12 protein-coding genes are annotated in these 17031 nt (G+C 52.4%); 6 read left to right on the top strand and 6 right to left on the bottom strand.

Translation table 11 applies throughout. The features are described from left to right. Nucleotides 1-21: 21 nt before the first annotated feature. On the bottom strand, nt 22-960 hold the full coding sequence (locus JJD41_RS14145; RefSeq protein ID WP_200667430.1) for a DMT family transporter: 939 nt from the start codon (nt 958-960) through the stop codon (nt 22-24). Between the two features lie 333 nt (nt 961-1293). Between JJD41_RS14145 and JJD41_RS14140 the strand changes: the two genes are divergently transcribed. Further along, on the top strand, nt 1294-2184 hold the full coding sequence (locus tag JJD41_RS14140; protein ID WP_200667428.1) for a UTP--glucose-1-phosphate uridylyltransferase: 891 nt from the start codon (nt 1294-1296) through the stop codon (nt 2182-2184). A gap of 165 nt (nt 2185-2349) precedes the next feature. On the opposite strand, the gene JJD41_RS14135 is transcribed toward JJD41_RS14140, so the two are convergent. Further along, nucleotides 2350-2724, bottom strand: coding sequence for a response regulator (locus tag JJD41_RS14135; protein WP_168571286.1), 375 nt, complete (start codon nt 2722-2724; stop codon nt 2350-2352). Nucleotides 2725-3779: 1055 nt separating this feature from the next. On the opposite strand from JJD41_RS14135, the gene JJD41_RS14130 reads away from it, so the two are divergent. Continuing rightward, nucleotides 3780-4358 carry a Uma2 family endonuclease gene (locus JJD41_RS14130; protein WP_200667426.1) on the top strand — a complete coding sequence of 193 codons (579 nt, stop codon included), beginning with the start codon at nt 3780-3782 and terminating at the stop codon, nt 4356-4358. Between the two features lie 109 nt (nt 4359-4467). Next, the gene (locus JJD41_RS14125) at nt 4468-5112 is read left to right on the top strand and encodes a transaldolase family protein (protein WP_200667424.1); all 645 of its coding nucleotides are present in this window, start codon (nt 4468-4470) and stop codon (nt 5110-5112) included. Here the strand turns inward: JJD41_RS14125 and JJD41_RS14120 are convergent. The 3 genes from JJD41_RS14120 to JJD41_RS14110 form a co-directional block, all read right to left on the bottom strand. Next, complete coding sequence (locus JJD41_RS14120) at nt 5102-6187, bottom strand: hypothetical protein (RefSeq protein ID WP_200667422.1); 1086 nt, start codon at nt 6185-6187, stop codon at nt 5102-5104. The two genes, JJD41_RS14125 and JJD41_RS14120, sit on opposite strands and share 11 nt — an antisense overlap. 2 nt (nt 6188-6189) lie before the next feature. Next, nucleotides 6190-7395 carry an IS200/IS605 family element RNA-guided endonuclease TnpB gene (gene tnpB, locus JJD41_RS14115; RefSeq protein WP_200667420.1) on the bottom strand — a complete coding sequence of 402 codons (1206 nt, stop codon included), beginning with the start codon at nt 7393-7395 and terminating at the stop codon, nt 6190-6192. A gap of 205 nt (nt 7396-7600) precedes the next feature. Beyond that, nucleotides 7601-9199, bottom strand: coding sequence for an Hsp70 family protein (locus tag JJD41_RS14110; RefSeq protein ID WP_200667418.1), 1599 nt, complete (start codon nt 9197-9199; stop codon nt 7601-7603). Nucleotides 9200-9569: 370 nt separating this feature from the next. On the opposite strand from JJD41_RS14110, the gene JJD41_RS14105 reads away from it, so the two are divergent. Further along, nucleotides 9570-10127: a DUF2854 domain-containing protein gene (locus tag JJD41_RS14105; protein ID WP_200667416.1), complete on the top strand. Its 558-nt coding sequence runs from the start codon at nt 9570-9572 to the stop codon at nt 10125-10127. A gap of 148 nt (nt 10128-10275) precedes the next feature. On the opposite strand, the gene JJD41_RS25920 is transcribed toward JJD41_RS14105, so the two are convergent. Next, the gene (locus JJD41_RS25920; protein ID WP_459543061.1) at nt 10276-10791 is read right to left on the bottom strand and encodes a CRR7 family NDH-1 assembly protein; all 516 of its coding nucleotides are present in this window, start codon (nt 10789-10791) and stop codon (nt 10276-10278) included. 85 nt (nt 10792-10876) lie between these two features. Here JJD41_RS25920 and JJD41_RS14095 point away from each other — a divergent pair, with 85 nt between their 5' ends. Together JJD41_RS14095 and JJD41_RS14090 are read left to right on the top strand one after the other, a co-directional pair. Then, a complete protein-coding gene (locus JJD41_RS14095) occupies nt 10877-16621 on the top strand; it encodes a PAS domain S-box protein (RefSeq protein WP_234488826.1) in 5745 nt (1914 codons plus the stop codon). 130 nt (nt 16622-16751) lie between these two features. Beyond that, entirely contained in the window at nt 16752-16964 is a 213-nt protein-coding gene (locus tag JJD41_RS14090; RefSeq protein ID WP_200667412.1) for a hypothetical protein, read from the top strand. The last annotated feature ends 67 nt before the right edge of the window (nt 16965-17031 follow it).

Below are 17031 nucleotides of genomic sequence, written 5' to 3'. Positions count from 1 at the left end.
AAAGTGACTATTTGTATATTTTCATCCCTGGGGACGCGACCCGATCGCGGCGATCGCCACTCCAAATAACAAAACGATCGCCCCAATTAAAACCGAGATCCCGGGAACTTCATTAAAGACCAAAAAGCCCAAAAAACTCGATGCAACGGGTTCAAATAAAACCGCCAACGCGACTAAAGTGGGAGAGGTCCAACGAACAGCCCAATTTAAGCTCGTATGACCGATCATTTGAGGAATCAAAGCCATCAGAAGAATATAAAAATAAACTTCCGTGGGATAGCCAAAATATGAAGTTTGAAAAACAAACGGCATCGGTAGTAAAACCAGCGCCGCACAAGTACAAACGATCGCGCTGTACGGACCAATTCCCATCCCCCGACTTTGCACCGACTTCGCCAGCAATAAATAGATACTAATCGTCCAAGATCCTAACAACGCGAGCAGATCTCCCAAAATTGGGTTACTTCCGCCGTACAACCCGCCACTATCTCCCAATCCGATCGCCATTCCCCCCATTAAGGCGATCGCGATTCCGATCGCCGTCATTTTCGTGGGTTTGTCTTTGTAAATCCACCAGGACAGCAAGGAAACCCAAATCGGATTCATGGTGACGATCGTCGTCGAAGCGGCGATCGAAGTATAAGAGAGCGACGCGATCCACCCGGCGAAATGGAGCGCTAAAAACACGCCAGCGAGGGCAGCTTGGGCGATCGCCGCTTTTTCGAGACGGGCGGGTTTGAGGTTGCGCCACGCGGGAGCCAACAAAAGTGAGGCAATTGTGAGACGAGTGGCGGCCATCACCAAACTAAAGCCAATCCCTCGGGTTCCCGCAGCTTCCAGGGTCAAGCGGATAAAAATGGCGGCGGTGGAGACCGCTAAAACCCCGACCGCGATCGTCAGATTGAGCTTCCACGCCAGGGGATTTTTTACAGGAGAGTCCAGAGTAGGTTTGACAGTCATTGGGGATCTTCTGGGGTAAAATCTAGGGGGAATTTACCACAGATAAATCTAAATCGCTGTCAGGAAAAGAGCATAGAGCAGTTTTCGCTGTTCGGCAGTACATTTCGATCCCCCTAAATCCCCCTTAAAAAGGGGGGCAGTGAAAGTCCCCCTTTTTAAGGGGGATTGGGGGGATCTTTGCCTCTTGTACCTCATGACAGCGCGAATTGCTGTAGAGGGTTAAGGCCCTCGCCGATCGCCGCCACCCTTAAAATCAATCAAAATTGACCGAGTGAAGGCGATCGCCGAGAACGGCAAAAACTGCCCCCTTTTGCTAATCGTAATTCGATCGAAATGACCGAAGTCAAATCACAGGTTCGTAAAGCTGTCATTCCGGCGGGTGGATTTGGAACCCGACTGTTTCCGGCGACCAAAGCGATCGCTAAAGAATTATTTCCGATCGTCGATCGCGACGGGATCGCCAAACCGATTATATTGGCGATCGCCGAAGAAGCCATCAGTGCCGGAATCGAACAAATTGCGATCGTCACCCGCGAGAGCGATCGCGCCCAATTTGAAGACTTTTTTAAAACGCCCCTTTCCGAAGCCTTTGCCCATAAAATAAAACCCCATCAAAAAGAATACGTCCGTTATTTAGAAACTGTCGGCAAACGGATTAATATATTGACTCAACCCGTACAAGACGGCTTCGGTCACGCCGTTTATTGCGCTAAAGATTGGGTTGGCACAGAACCTTTTTTATTAATGTTAGGCGACCATATTTATCGTTCGACGCGGGAAATCTCTTGCGCGCGTCAACTGGTTGAAGTCTACGAACGAGTCGGAAAAAGTGCGATCGGGGTGACCGTCACTCCCGCCGAGGAGCTGTATCATTGCGGTTGTGTGGCGGGGAGTTGGCAGCCGGAAACAGGGCTGATAAACTTAAGCGAAGTAACCGAAAAGCCGGATTTGAATTACGCGCGATCGCATCTGCGGGTCGAAGGATTGGCGGAGAACGATTTTTTAACCGTTTTTGGGCTGTATTTGTTAACGCCCAAAATCTTCGAGATTCTCGAACAAAACATCCGAGACGGACGGCGCGATCGCGGCGAAATCCAACTCACGACAGCCTTAGAACAGTTGCGTCAGTTGGAAGGAATGTATGGCTGTTGTTTGGAAGGAGAATGTTTCGATACGGGGGTTCCTCTTTCCTACTGGCAAAGCGTGCGTGACTTTCGATTGTAGACTCCCCGAGGGTGCGATCGCGAGGCCGTGCGGCCTCCTCATGCCCCAAGCAGCGCTTTTAAAAGCCCCAGTCGCCCTTGGGGTCGCCCTCAAACGTGGAGGAACGCGAACAATCGCATTTGAGGGCATCAGGATTGAGAAATGATGTCAATCCGAGGGGGTCAATTAACCCGCGTTGGTATTGAGTAACTGTTTGACTGTTCCCACTAAATCGGACGGATGAAAAGGCTTGGTAATGTAAGCATCAGCCCCTTGTTTCATCCCCCAATAGCGATCGAATTCTTCACTTTTACTCGAACACATTAAAATCGGGATATTTTGACCTTGGGGCTGGCGTCTGAGCCATCGGCAGAGGTCGTAGCCGTTCATGCGAGGCATGATAATGTCCATGACAACGAGATCGGGAAGTTTCCCTTGCAATTTTTCTTGAGCTTCCACACCATCGCGGGCCTCGATCACGTCGAGGCCAATTTTTTTGAGAAGTCCGGCAACCATTTCTCTAGCGGTTGCGCTGTCGTCTACAATCAGAACGGTACTCATCTGCATCATTCCTGGTTCTGGGGTGAAAAGAGTCCTCCGGTCGGTTAGCCGATTGCTAATTTAAACATACCCTTGTTAGCCCAAAAAACGATCTGGGTGTCCTGCCCTTCGAAAGGCAGGCAGGGGAGGACATCTTAATTTTAATCGTATTGGTGACAAACATTAGCCGTTCGCAACGGATCGGAACAAACGGCGGCGATCGCCCCTCGGACGGCTTGTTTGACTGGGGAATCGCGTTCGCTTACGGCCTGTTACTGGTGTAAGTTCCAGCCTCGGATGCGGGTGGCGTCAACGGGAGGCGAGGGGTTGAGGGGTTAGGCGAGGCCAAGTTGCAACGCTAAAGCGCTCGATGGCCGTTCCAGTTCGGCAGCTAAGAGGGGTTCGATCGCCTTGCGATCGTGCGGCGAACTCGTCATTTGTATGTCATCCTCCTCAAACAATCGAGTGGCTTGGATCGGGATGGGTTTCTATTGGATTCCATTGTCAAAATTGCCCCAGCCAAAAACATCGAGCCAACGTCAACAACTGTTCTATGAGTTGACTTGCGATTCGATCCGTGACGGGGGTCATCTCCCTTTTTAACAAGTCACGAATCGATCGTCTGCCCGGGTAAAAATGGGGTCAAACCATCGGGGGCGATCGCCCAACATTCCCTGCAAACTCTTCGTGAATCGACGGGGAGATCGGGTGAACTGGGGGTGGCTGCCAAGGGCTTTAAGGGCGCCCGGGCTGTCTTTGCTCTCACAAGGGAAGATCGCCCCGGAAAACGACCCCAAATTTCACCGATTCCCCTAGGAAATTTCAACGATCGGCGAGGGATTACGGGCTGGGGAACCGCGCAGCCGCTCGTCGAGAGTCAGCGATTCTGTTTTGGAGACGCGACGCGAACGCTACCCTCGACAAATTAGCCCGTCGTTCAAAGCCGCCGGACGCGATCTTGAAAGACGTCCACAACGCTCCCAGAGAGACTGAAGCTTCGGGAATTTTCAAGCTTTTGTATTAAAATAATCGACAAATCCTTTGTTGATTTAAAAGGCAAAAAACACACAGCAGCGATGACCAATTCTCAACCCCAAATCTTGAGTATCGACGAATATCACAAACTGGCCGATCGCGGCTTTTTCAAAGAAGAGGAAGCCGTCGAACTCGTAGAAGGAACCCTCGTGCAGATGGCTCCGATCGGTCAAGACCACGCTGCTTGTTTGCGTGCTTTATTAGAAGACTTGCCCGTGTTTGTGGCCCAACGCGCCCTCGTGCAAACCCAAGGGGCGATCGTTCTCAACGAGAATACGGAAGTGCAGCCGGACTTCGCGATTTTAGCCTATGCCGACGATTACTATCGCGCCCGGTTACCCCAAGCCAGTGAAGTTTTACTGGCGATCGAAATTGCGGACGAACTCTCTCTCGAATACGATCGCGCCATCAAACAACCCCTTTATGCCCGAGCGGGAATTTCAGATTATTGGATTTTCAATTTAAACGATAAATATTTAGAAATTTACAGCGAACCCGACGAACTCAGTCCCGGAAAATTCGGCTATCGAACCAAACGAATTCCCTTCATTAACGAAGCCATTCCTCTCCCTGGATTTCCCGATTCTTTGCTCTCTTTAACCAAAATTTTTCCCGAGTAAAACGGGGGAACGAGCAACTGAGAGACCAAAGTTTTCGCGATCGCGCAACGGCAATTCAACCGCCGTTGGTTCTTTTTGGATCTTTTTTCCTGTATTTTTCCCGTAAATTATGGCCATTTATCTCGATTCGGCGATCGTTGCCGACGCCAAAGCTGCCCGAAAACTCGGCTGGGTCAAAGGCATCACCACCAACCCGACCTTACTCGCGCAAAGTGACGATCCGCCGGAAACGACCCTAAAAAACTTACTCCCGTTTGCCGACGGTCCGCTTTACTATCAATTGCTAGCTGGCGACGTTTCCGGAATGGTCGCCGAAGGACGACGAGCTTACGAGATTATCGGCGATCGCACCATCCTCAAAATTCCCGCCACGCCGACCGGATTTGAAGCCGTCGCCATTCTTTCAAAAGAGATGACCTGTTCGGTGACCGGGATTTACGGACCGATTCAAGCGGCGATCGCCCGGGAAGCCGGAGCCAAAATCGCGATCGCCTACGTCAACCGCGCCACGAGGCTTTTGGGCGACGGGATCGCCCTCGTGCGCGAGATGGCCGCGATCCTCGAAGACAGTGGGGTTGAAATCTTAGCCGCCAGTATCAAGTCTCCCGAAGAAGCTGCCGCCGCCTTACAAGCAGGCGCCGACCACTTGACCTTACCGTTGCCGATGTTAGCGGCGATCGCCCAGCACGAGTTTTCCGATAAAACCGTCGAAGACTTCGCCAAAACAGGCCGGGGATTGACCCTTAAAACGTAAAAATTTGCTTGACCCGGGTCGCTTCATTCTCCTGTTGCGCCCGGGCCAGTTCCCGGTCTAAGGCAGCTAAATTGTCCTCGATCGCCCCGACCAGACGGGCGATCGCCGACCCATTGGTCGGCAGACGGCGCCCGAGTTCGACATCGGTGCGATAGTGGGTTTCGAGGGCGTTGCGCCCCTGTCGAATCGCCGTTTGATACTCGTTCGACTCGGCGATCGCCCGATCCAACTCGCCGCGCAGGCGATCGTACTCCCGGCGTTGGGAGTCGAGTTCGTCTAAGAGCTGTTGTAAGCTGTCGCCGAGGCGATCGCGCTGTCGGGCGTAGTCCGCGATCGCCGCTTTCGCTGTTTCTTCAGTTCGCAATTGCAGGCGATCGCGCCGTCCGCGCAATAATTCGATTTCTTCGCCGAGTTGGGACTGCTGACGCCGTAACTGCTCGATTTGACCGTCGAGATCGGCTTTTTCTCGCTCCAGTTCGCTCAATTGCGCCTGTTGCGGTGCCAAGACGGCACGATCGCGGGCGATCGACGCGCGCAAGCCATCGAGATCGGTGCGTTCCAACTCCCCACGCAGTCGGTCGAATTGCTCTGCTTCGTGTTGCAGTTGCTCTAATTCGGCGATCGCATCGCGCATTTCGCCATCGATCGCCAAAAATTCGCCCGTTTTAGCTAGCAACTCATTGTTTTGCCCGCGCAACTGTTGTAATTGGCGGGCGCGATCGCCGATTTTGGTTTTGAGGGCGTCTAACAACGAGAGGCGATCGAGGGTCGCGCCCGTGCGATCGAGCCATTGCAGTTGGGCGTCTAAGGCGCGAGTGAGCGCGATCGCCCACGCTTCCAAAGTTTCCGGTTCGGTCGCGTCCAACTGTTGCAAAACCTCGGGTGGATAGAGTTGTGCCCAAACATCGAGCAGAATTTCGAGCCATTGCAACGGGAGGGCGATCGTCTCGAAGGTCAACGAGGGGCGTTCGCCCTCAGAGGCGAGGTGTTGGAGACGGGCGATCGATTGGGCGAGGCGATCGAGGGACATGGGTAAGGGGGAGTAAAGAGCCAATGTGAAGTACCCGACGCTCATTGCTACGCAATAGAGCGCGGGCTTCTCTCTTCACCGGGAACCGCCTCTAGGAGGGTAGACTTTCGCCTGCCTCCCTTTGGTCTTACATTCCCTCCGAGAGCAGTAGACCCACTTCCTGAGTCCAATATCCGCAAGCCTTCATTTCTGATATTGATTGCTGCATTGATGTCCCTGTCGTGCCTCTCTGAGCAATGAGGGCACACAAATGAGCGAATCGAGAGATCCATCTTTTCTAGCGGCAACAGGGTGTTTGAGCAAAGGTGTGAGCTTGGGAAGAATCGCCCAACCTCCAGATATACCTTCCCTTCAAACTCTGCCTTGTATTTGAGCAGGGTACAGAATTGCCCCCAGCCGACATCGCTTATCGCTTTGGCTAGGTTGTGATTCTTGACCATGTTTTTAACAGCTAGGTCTTCCACCACAATCACTTGGTTTTCGTTGACTATCTTGCGGGATAGCTTGTGGAGAAAATCCGCTCGCGTGTTGGCAATTTTGGCGTGAACTTTAGCAACTTTGATTCGTGCTTTGTTTCGGTTCTGACTGCCTTTCTTTTTTCTAGACAACTTACGCTGCTTACGCTTCAGGTTCCGTTCATGCTTTTTGAGATGGCGAGGATTGGCAAACTTTGAACCATCGGATGTAATAGCAAAGTCAGTCAATCCCAAATCAATCCCAATCGCCTTACCATCACTGGAAGAATCGGGCTTTTCTGTGCCATCTTCCACCAACAACGATGCAAAGTATTTTCCGTCTGGCATCTTCGACACTGTAACTGTTTTTAGTTGTCCTTCAATCGGTCTGTGAATCTTTGCTGCAACCGTTCCCAGCAAGCCAGGAAACTTGATTGCCGACTCAGAAATCACTTTGACGTTTTGGGGAAACTGAACAGACTGGCGACGATGCTTTGATTTGAAATTGGGATATTTTGCTCTACCCTCAAAGAAGTTCTGAAACCCTTGAGACAGATTAAGTACCGACTGTTGTAAGCATTGTGAATAGCACTCTTTCAGCCATTCATACTCTGCTTTTAGCGTAGGAATCTGTTTCTTCATAGTCAAGGCAGAAATTCCCTTGCCTGTCGTCTTGTACGTTTCCGTCATCACAGACAGGCAATGATTCCACAGCCATCTTGTACAGCCAAAATGCTTGGCTAGTGTGACAGACTGCTCGTCGGTAGGGTAAATTCTGACCTTGATTGCTTTCAACATACCGCTATTTTAGCATGAACCCAGTAATCTGATAAATACTGGTTGCGTTGCGTAGACTATTGCTTGCTTCGGGGGCATCGTAGACGCGAAGCGGCTTCTCGGAGAGTACCCCACTCAGCAAGCGCGGCTCTCATCCCGACGCTCCCCTTCGGGAGAGCGCGGGGCTTCCCGCCTAGTAGCTAAAATCTAAAATCTAAAATTTCCATTATTCAATTAACACGAAACCGGGAAACATTTTAGCTAAAACATTGCCTAACTCATATTCCACTCGTTTTTCCCCGCGAACTTCTTCAATGGTTAAATAAGCAATTTGAGAGCGATCGACGCGCATTCCCACCCGCCATTTATCCTCGGGAGAATAACTCGGTAACTTCACCATATCCGGTAAGGATTCTTCGACCAAGACGCCTTTTCCTTGGGGGTCTACCCAGAGGGTGAGGGTCAAGGGTGCATCTTGTTGAAAGGTCACTAAAGGGGGAATATCGGCAAATTGCGGTTGAGATAACTCTTCCAAGCGGGTGCCACCTTTGATAATTTCGATCGCGCGGCGTTGGCGTTCGGCGTTGGCGTCGATGGTATCGACCACGATCCCGAGATTGTGCAGATATTTTTCGCTGGGTTGGACGCGATCGTTGGCGATCAAACAGGCGCCGTAGGAGATCGCGTAAGCGCTGTGGGTGAGGTTAAAGGTTTCGTCGAGACGGGGATCGTCTGTAGCGAATTGTAAAGCCGAGGCGATCGCCCGTCGCACGAGGAAAAACTGAGAAAAACCGCCGACGAGGAAGACGCGATCGATCGTCTGTTGTCGTTCGGCGATCCAGGTTCGGACTCCTTCGATGACTTCGGTAATTCCGGCGGCGATCGGTGCGAATGCCTCGCGAACTTGTGCGAAATTGAGGGAATACCCCCCGGCAAACACGTAAATCTGGCGATCGCCGTAAATTTCCGGCTCGTGCACGGCATTTGTGAGGTATCGCGTCACGCGGGCGTGAGAGCTAATTTTGACCGTTTCAAATTCGCGTAACAGGCGCAGGAATTCCGGGTCGTTTTCGTCGAGAGTCGAGTCGTGTTTTGCCCTGTAAGCTGCTTGCACGCAACGGCGATCGAAAGCTACCCCGGCGGATTCGAGACCGCGATCGCCCTGCCCGTCAAAATAGAGGACATCGACTTTTTGTTCCCCGTAAATTCGGCATAAACTCACATCAAAGGTACCGCCACCCATATCGCACACGAGGAGATTGCCGGAAAAACTCTCATCACCCGCCTGTTTTGCCCGTCGTTGCATGTCCCAAGTATAGTAAGCGGCGGCGGCGACGGGTTCGCTGACCAATTGAATGAGGGGCAAATCGAGAGCGGCGATCGCCTGTTTTAACAATTCTCGTCCGCGATTGTAAATATCGCGCTGCCAAATTTCGGGAACCGAGACCACCAAACCGGAGATTTCCCCTTGTTGTTTGCAAAAACTGTAAGGATTTTCCGGAGAAACGAGCAATTCGCGCAAGTAATCCGTAGTGACGCTGGCGGGGGTGCGATCGTGGCGAATGTACTCCGGCAATTGGTCGGCGGGAATGGGCAAGCGCATTTTAAAATTGCCGTAAGTTTCCACATCCCCGTGATTGGCGGCGAGAGTCCGCGCGGCGGTGCCAATTTCGACAAATTCCTCGTCGTAGCCGATAAACGAGGGAATATAGCGGCGACCGTCGGGACCGCCATATTGAAAGGCTTCTACTTCGGCGGAGGGGGTGAAGTAAGAGATAATCGAGTTCGTCGTCCCGAAATCGAGGCCGATTTTGTACCCGGACATGGAGCAGTTCAGTATTGAGATTTTCGAGTGGAGGCAAGGCGACTAAGCTATTTCTACATTATCTCAAGGCGATCTTGGCGGGGGTGGGGAGTTTAGAGTTTAGAGTTTAGATTTTAGATTTGAAGTGAAAAAATGGGGGTTGAAAGTATTTATTTGCTGAAATTTAGGGCAATTGGTCAGAAAATCGGTTTTTAATCTAGAAATATGTCTGTAGCTCTTGCATTCTAAAGGAATGGGGAAGCGGCGGGCAAGATGCCCGCGCCACAGTTGACGATACCGATGGGGATGCATTCTTGCTTCTTGCCTTCGCCTCCCTCCCCCCAACGGCTCGCGACAAGGGACAATAAAAAAAACATCTAGCAAAGCGATCATGTTACGCAATCTTTCTTTAGCGCTGTTGGCGTTGGGTGTCGGTGGGGTTTTAACCGTCGTCGGTTTTGTGGCGTATTTCAATGACAATGCCACGTTGAATTTAGCGGGGTTTTTCTATGGAATTCCGGTGTTACTCGGTGGGTTAGCTCTGAAGGCGGCGGAATTGGAACCGACGCCGTTGACTCAAGTGAGTTCTGAGGAAACGATCGCCTTACGGGAACGACAGGCGACGCCGATTCAAAATCAAATTCGCAAGGATGTCAGTCGTTATCGGTACGGTCAGAAGGTTCATCTCGAAGAGGCGCTCGAACGGTTGGGGTTGAGTCCGAACGATGAAGTTTGTCCGGTTCTGGAGGGAATTCGGGAAGAGGCGATCGAGGGGAATTATGCACTCATTTTAGAGTTTAATTCGCCCAATTTGGCCTTAGAAATGTGGCAGGAAAAGCAGGAAAAAATCGAAAAATTTTTCGGTCCGGGGGTGCGATCGCGCCTCAGTGAAGTCCGCAAAGGTCGGGTTGAGGTGGCTTTAATTGCGATCGCCGACGACGCGGCTTAAAAGTTGAGTGATTTTTAGCTTTCCTGGAGGAATTTAAGGGGTTGGTGGTTGGCTCCCGGTGAAGATCGCGAGGGCAACCATCAACCCAAAAATGGGCGATCGCCCCTGTCCTTGTTGTCGCCTCGATCGCCTCTGTCCCTGTTGCCGCCTATTTTTCCAAACGCACCACATACCACTGGAGAAAATGACCGGGGGCGACATCAAATTCGCAATGATTTTCGAGTAAATAGCGAGCTTGTTCTGCTACGGTTGAGAACTTCTGAAGTTCTCGGGGTAAATCATCTTGACGGCGCGTTAAAATCGCGGACAATTTTGCTAAAAGTTCCGGGGCGCTGAGAAATTCTTCCGGGCGATCGGCTTCGAGAACGACATAGTGCTCTTCTTCTTGATACATAATCGAATCGGGCATCGTTTGACTCCTTGGGTTTAGACAGATCGATCGCGATTGTAAAGGATAAGAGCGCTCGGGGCGATCGCGCAGAATCTCTCGAATGTAGGAATTGCGGAGGATCTGCGTAAAACCGGATGGGTATTTTTGGGGAGGTTCGTCCGGCGCACTCAAGCTAAAGTGGGAGAGAGTGCAGATCGCATCAATGCTCGTCGGTAACATCACCCGTAAGGGAGATCGCGATGGCGATCGCCCGATTTTGACGGCTCTACCCATTGGTGATTTGCTGAGGTGTTTGACGCCCAGACAAGCGCTGCTTGCATCTCCTTTCTCTCCATCCTTAAAACCCATGTCGCCCGGAATGTTTGAGTTACCCCCCACGACCCTTGCAATAATTCTAGGACATTGGCCCGCGTTGCTGACGGCGATGCTCAAAGGGAGCCGCTTCGCGATCGCCAAGATAGGAAGCGACGCCGGACAATGGGCTTCAATCGGCTTACACGAAGGGTCAGAAATCATCGTGGGGTTAGCTTATTTGGCGATCGCCGTCCTATTAATTGACTTCGTGAGCCGACGGCAAGATTTACCCTACAACCGGATGGTTTTATGTTTGGGAGCCTTTATCATTTCTCAAGCGATCGTCCACTTTATCGAGGCATGGAATTTATGGTATTCGATCGATTGGATTTCCGGATTGCTTAAAGGAGGAGCCGCCACGATCGCCGTTGCCACCGTAGGGACGATCGCCTTTTTCAAAGCGAAAGCCCTCGAATTTCCGAGTCCCGGCGAACTCGAAGCGAGCAATCGGGAATTAGAAAAAGAGATCCGAGAGCGCCAACGGATCGAACAAGAATTGAGACAGAGCGAATCGTTATTTCGGACCCTCTTTGAAGAAGCCGCCTTGGGGATAGCGATCGCCAGTCCCGAAGGAATTCTCAGAAAAACGAACCCCGCCTTACAACAAATGCTTGGGTTTAGCGAAAGCGAACTAGAAGGAATTTCCTTCGCAAAATTTACTTACGAAGAAGATATAGAACGAGAACGAAAATTCGTCGGCCAACTGGTAGAAGGAAGGCGCAAAAGCTATCAAATTGAGAAACGCTACATTCGTAAAACCGGAGAAATTATTCCCGTTCGTCTGATTGTTTCCAACATCAAAAATCACGAAGGAATTCCCGAGTGCGTTATTGGTATGGTCGAAGAAATTACCGAACGTAAAAAAGCCGAAGCTGAAATCGAAAAACTCACCACCGAGTTAGAAAATTGGGTCTGCGAACGCACCGCCCAACTCGAAATCGCCAACGCCGAACTCACGCGAGAAATTGGCGATCGCCAGCGCGTCGAAACCGCCTTGCGCGAAAGCGAACAACTGTATCGTACCTTTACCCGCAATTTTCCCGAAGGGGCCGTAGTCTTATTCGATCGCGATTTGCGCTACCTGCTCGTAGACGGACAAGGTTTAGAAACCATGGGTCTGTCGAAAGAGCAAATGGAGGGCAAAACGATTTGGGAAGTCTTCCCCCGGGAAACCTGCGAGGCGGTGGTCGATGATTACTGCAAAGCCCTTGGCGGAGAAACAATTACCAACGAAATCGAATATACCGATCGCATTTACCTGACCCGAACCTTACCCGTGCGCGACGAACACGGCAGTATCTTTGCGGGAATGGTGGTGACCCAAGATATTACCCAAAGCAAACGAATAGAAGTGGAAAAAAACGAGTTAATCATGTCTTTGGAAGAACGCGAAGCCCACTTGCGGGCGATCGTCGAAGGAAGCGGAATCGGCATCGTCTTGGGTAACTTGGAAAACGGGCGGATTTTGCAATCGAATCCGGCGTTTCAAGAAATGCTCGGCTACAGCGAAACCGAACTCGCCAACATGGGCTATGAAGAGTTTACCCATCCCGACGATCTCGAACTCGAAAAACCGTTATTTGCCGAGATCGGCGCCGGAACGCGCGATCGCTACCAACTAGAAAAACGCTATATCTGTAAAGACGGGCAGATGATTTGGTGCAACCTGACCGTTTCGATCTTGCGCGACGCCCAAGGACAGCCGCACCTGGCGATCGCCACCGTCGAAGATATTACCGAACGCCGCCGCGCCCAACAAGCCCTACGGGAAAGCGAACGGCGCTATCAAAACCTCAGCGAAGCCTCTCCCGTGTGTATCTTCCGCACCGACGCCGAGGGTAACTGTGTGTACGTCAACCAACGTTGGAAAGACATTACCGGATTGAGTTTAGAAGACGCACTACGGGAAGGATGGGCGAAATCCTTGCATCCGGACGATCGCGATCGCGTTTTCCAAGACTGGTTCGAGTCCGTCGCCAACAACGAGCCGTTTCTGAGCGAATATCGCTTTATCGGCGCCGATGGCACCGTGCGCTGGGTCATCGGACAGGCGATCGCCGAAATCGACGCCAACGGCAAGATCGAAGGCTATGTCGGTACGATTACCGACATCAGCGATCGCAAATCGATGGAACAAGCACTCGCCCAAAGCGAAGAAAAATATCGCTCCGTCGTCAACACGATCGAAGAAACGATCTTCCAAACCGACGCGGGCGGATGTTGGACCTTTCTCAATCCCGCTTGGTTCGCCAGTCTCGGCTTCAGCGTTGACGAAAGTCTGGGTCAATCCTGCGTCGATTACTTGCATCCCGACGATCGCCCGATCGCGATCGCCCATTTAGAAGCTCTCAACCTCGGTCAAAAAGACACCTGTCAAGCCGAATTGCGCTACCTGACCAAAGACGGTAACGTGTGCTGGTTCCAGGTATTCGCCCAGGCGATGCGCGACGAGAACGGGCAAATGAACGGCACCAGTGGCACCCTCAACGACATCACCGAACGCAAACAAGCCGAAGCGGAAAAACTGCACCTGATCGAGTCCCTACAAGAAAGCGAAGCCGCCATTCGCGCCCTCTACACCGTAACTGCTTCTGCCGATCTCGATTTTGACGCGCGCCTGACCCAACTGCTAGAAATGGGGTGCCGTCGCTTTGACGCAGAAATCGGCTTAGTGGGCCATGTAGACGCGGGGGAATTCGGCAATCAAGGAGAAGGGAGCCAAATCGCCTCCGGCGATCGCCTTACCAGCGTCTATTACGAAGTCATCGCCGCCTGGGTCACCCCAGAAAGCCCGATCCGCCCGGTCAAAGGCGACGCCTTCAACTTAGAGCTGACCTATTGCAGCAGCACCATTTATGCCGCCGAACCGAACATTATCGAATCCGCCGCCGATTCCGAATGGCGCGACCACCCCGCCTGTCGCCTGCGCGGTTGGCAAGCTTACGAGGGAATGCGAATCCTTGTCGGCGGCAGAGTATACGGTACGTTGAGCTTCGTCAGCCGTCATCCTCGAACCCACAAATTCCGAGCGGTCGATCGCGAATTGCTGCGCTTGATGGCCCAGTGGGTAGGCAGCGAAATCGAACGCAACAGCGCCGAAAACGCCCTCCAGCGCCAGTTGAAACGCAGTGTCTTACTCGGTCAAATTACCCGAGAAATTCGCCAAAGTCTCGACGCCGAGCAGATCTTTCAAATTGCGGTCACCCAAATCGGTCGAACCTTCGGCGTCAATCGTTGTCTCCTTCATACCTATGTCGAGCAACCGCAACCGACAATGCCCTTAGTGGCGCAATATTTAGAACCGGGATACAGGTCGTTACTCGGCACCGAAGTTCCGGTCGCCGACAACGCTCACGCTCAAAAAGTGTTGGACGGCGATCGCGCGATCGCCACCACCGACGTTTACAGCGAACCCCTATTTAAAGGATTCGAGCCGTTATTAGAGCAACTGCAGGTCAAATCGATGCTCTCGGTGCGAACGTCCTATAAAAACGAACCCAACGGTCTGATTGGCTTGCACCAGTGCGATCGTTTCCGACGCTGGACTGTGGAAGAAATCGACCTCCTCGAAGCCGTCGCCGAACAAATCGGGATCGCCTTAGCTCAAGCCGACTTGCTCGAACAAGAAACCCGCGCCCGCGAGCAAGTCGCCGCTCAAAATACCGCCTTAAAAGAAGCCCGACGCGCCGCCGAAGCCGCCAGTCGCGCCAAGAGCGAATTTCTCGCCAATATGAGCCACGAAATCCGCACGCCGATGAATGCGGTGATCGGGATGACGGGCCTGTTATTGGATATGGACTTGACCCACGACCAGCGCGATTTTGTCGAAACCATCCGCACCAGTGGGGATGCGCTGCTGACGATCGTCAACGACATCCTCGACTTTTCTAAAATCGAATCGGGCAAACTCGAACTGGAACGACATCCGTTGAATTTGCGAATTTGCATCGAGGAATGTCTCGATTTACTCGCGTCTAAAGGGATAGAAAAAGGGTTAGAGCTCGCTTACCACGTCGATCCCGAAGTTCCCGTCGGCATCCTCGGCGACGTGACCCGCCTGCGCCAAATTCTCGTCAATTTACTCGGTAATGCGATTAAATTTACCGATCGCGGCGAAGTGGTCGTCTCGGTTGGCGTGGGCGCGTACGATCGCGGGTTGTCCGAAGAAGTCAACCCGATTTACGAACTCGAATTTTCCGTGCGCGATACCGGGATCGGCATTCCCAAAACCCAACTCGATCGCCTGTTCCAGTCCTTCTCCCAGGTGGATTCGTCGATCAACCGCAAATATGGCGGAACTGGGTTGGGCTTGGCGATTAGCAAGCGCTTGTGTGAGATGATGGGCGGCAGGATGTGGGTCGAAAGTGAAGAAGGGGTCGGCTCGACGTTCTCGTTTACGATCGCCGTTCCCGAAGCGACCGAGGTCGATCCGGCGATCGACGTTGGAAAAGCCCCGAAATTGGAAGGCAAACGCTTGTTAATCGTGGACGACAATGCCACCAATCGCAAGATTTTAACCTTACAAGGCCGTTCTTGGGGCATGTTGCCCGAGGCGGTGTCCTCCGGCTTCGAGGCGCTGGCGTTGTTGTCCGCGTTAGACAACAACGATTTCGATCTGGCGATTCTCGACATGCAAATGCCGGAAATGGACGGACTCGCCCTCGCCAGTGCCATCCGCACTCACGAGAAAGGACGGCAACTTCCCCTGGTCATGCTCACTTCGATCGGCAAACAAGCGAAAGATTTCAAAACCTCCGAGCTCGGTTTTGCGGCGTTTCTCAACAAGCCGATCAAACAATCCCAGCTTTACGATGTTTTAGTGCGGATTTTTTCGACGATTTCGATTCCCGCCAAGCCTCGCCGTTCCCCGCGTCCCACTGCATCTGCCCCCATCGAGAACAATTTACGCATTCTCTTGGCGGAAGATAATGTGGTCAATCAGAAAGTGGCCTTGCGGATTTTGCAGCGCCTCGGGTATCGCGCCGACGTCGCCGCGAATGGGTTGGAAGTGCTGCAAGCCTTGGAGCGCCAGAGTTACGACGTGGTGCTGATGGACGTGCAGATGCCGGAAATGGACGGTCTGGAAGCAACGCGGCGCATTTGCGAGCAGTGGAGCCAACGCAAGGATGTTTCTCCGGTGGGACGACCGTGGATCGTGGCGATGACGGCGAATGCGATGCAAGGCGATCGCGAGTTGTGTTTGAATGCGGGGATGGACGATTACTTGAGCAAGCCGATTCGGATCGAGGCGTTGAGTGCGGTACTGGGTCGATGCGAGATGGCGATCGTGCAAAATGGAGCGCGAACCGCACCGCAAACCGTGCTAGCCACGACGACGGAAGCCCCCCAAACGATCGAAACGAATGAGACTCCAACTCTGGAACCCGCTCTCGATCCTAAAGGATTGAGTAATTTGAAAGAAATGGTCGGAGAAGACGATCGCGAAGGGCTGATCGACGCGATCGATAGTTATCTCGAAGATTTGCCCCAACGCTTGGCGGATCTGGGTGCGGCGATCGCCACTGCCGATGTCGCCCAAGTACAGTTAACCGCTCATACGATTAAGTCTACCAGTGCCACTTTCGGCGCCAAAACGTTAGCCCAGATCGGTAAAGATTTAGAAAGCATCGCCCGTCATTGTGTCGAGACGGGGGTTGCTCTCCCCGAGAACGTTTCGGAGTTCGAGCCTCGCTTGCGCGCCGAATGGGAACGGGTTAAAGAGGCTCTATTGCAAGAAAGAAACTCTTGACAGACTCCCCGCCAATCACGGGACGAGGATCGAACAATATCACTATCGAGACTTTCTCTTCGATCGAGTCGGCTTACTTGTCTGGGTTTCCCCAGTAAGATAATCCCAGATCCTTTTATGCTTTGATGACATGGATAGTCGAGCGATCGCCCAGTATCTCGAATCCACTAACAGCGCCAGCAAACCCTGGCTGTTAGTGCAGCTACGCTTGCAAAAACTGAAGGAAAATCGAGATCGTCTCTCCCCGGAACAATACTCCCAAGCCCTCGCGGACATTCACCAGGACTTGATGAACCTGGGCGAATGGTGGGTCGGAATCGAAGACGAAGCCTTTGGTTCCTAATCCTCTTTAATTCCGAAGCCTACGTCGGGGCGATCGTATTCCCCACCCCATCGCCTCAACGCCGAAC

The organism is Oxynema mangrovii CENA135 (assembly GCF_016632315.1).
Lineage (GTDB): Bacteria > Cyanobacteriota > Cyanobacteriia > Cyanobacteriales > Laspinemataceae > Oxynema > Oxynema aestuarii.
Note: the sequence above shows the minus strand (reverse complement) of the source record. Positions and strands in the feature narration are given on the sequence as shown.

Coding starts and splice junctions, on each gene's coding strand:
- JJD41_RS14145 (WP_200667430.1), bottom strand. CDS start 960: ATGACTGTCAAACCTACTCTGGACTCTCCTGTAAAAAATCCCCTGGCG.
- JJD41_RS14090 (WP_200667412.1), top strand. CDS start 16,752: ATGGATAGTCGAGCGATCGCCCAGTATCTCGAATCCACTAACAGCGCC.
- JJD41_RS25920 (WP_459543061.1), bottom strand. CDS start 10,791: ATGGGTAGAGCCGTCAAAATCGGGCGATCGCCATCGCGATCTCCCTTA.
- JJD41_RS14140 (WP_200667428.1), top strand. CDS start 1,294: ATGACCGAAGTCAAATCACAGGTTCGTAAAGCTGTCATTCCGGCGGGT.
- JJD41_RS14125 (WP_200667424.1), top strand. CDS start 4,468: ATGGCCATTTATCTCGATTCGGCGATCGTTGCCGACGCCAAAGCTGCC.
- JJD41_RS14110 (WP_200667418.1), bottom strand. CDS start 9,199: ATGTCCGGGTACAAAATCGGCCTCGATTTCGGGACGACGAACTCGATT.
- tnpB (WP_200667420.1), bottom strand. CDS start 7,395: ATGTTGAAAGCAATCAAGGTCAGAATTTACCCTACCGACGAGCAGTCT.
- JJD41_RS14120 (WP_200667422.1), bottom strand. CDS start 6,187: ATGAGCGTCGGGTACTTCACATTGGCTCTTTACTCCCCCTTACCCATG.
- JJD41_RS14095 (WP_234488826.1), top strand. CDS start 10,877: ATGTTTGAGTTACCCCCCACGACCCTTGCAATAATTCTAGGACATTGG.
- JJD41_RS14135 (WP_168571286.1), bottom strand. CDS start 2,724: ATGAGTACCGTTCTGATTGTAGACGACAGCGCAACCGCTAGAGAAATG.
- JJD41_RS14130 (WP_200667426.1), top strand. CDS start 3,780: ATGACCAATTCTCAACCCCAAATCTTGAGTATCGACGAATATCACAAA.
- JJD41_RS14105 (WP_200667416.1), top strand. CDS start 9,570: ATGTTACGCAATCTTTCTTTAGCGCTGTTGGCGTTGGGTGTCGGTGGG.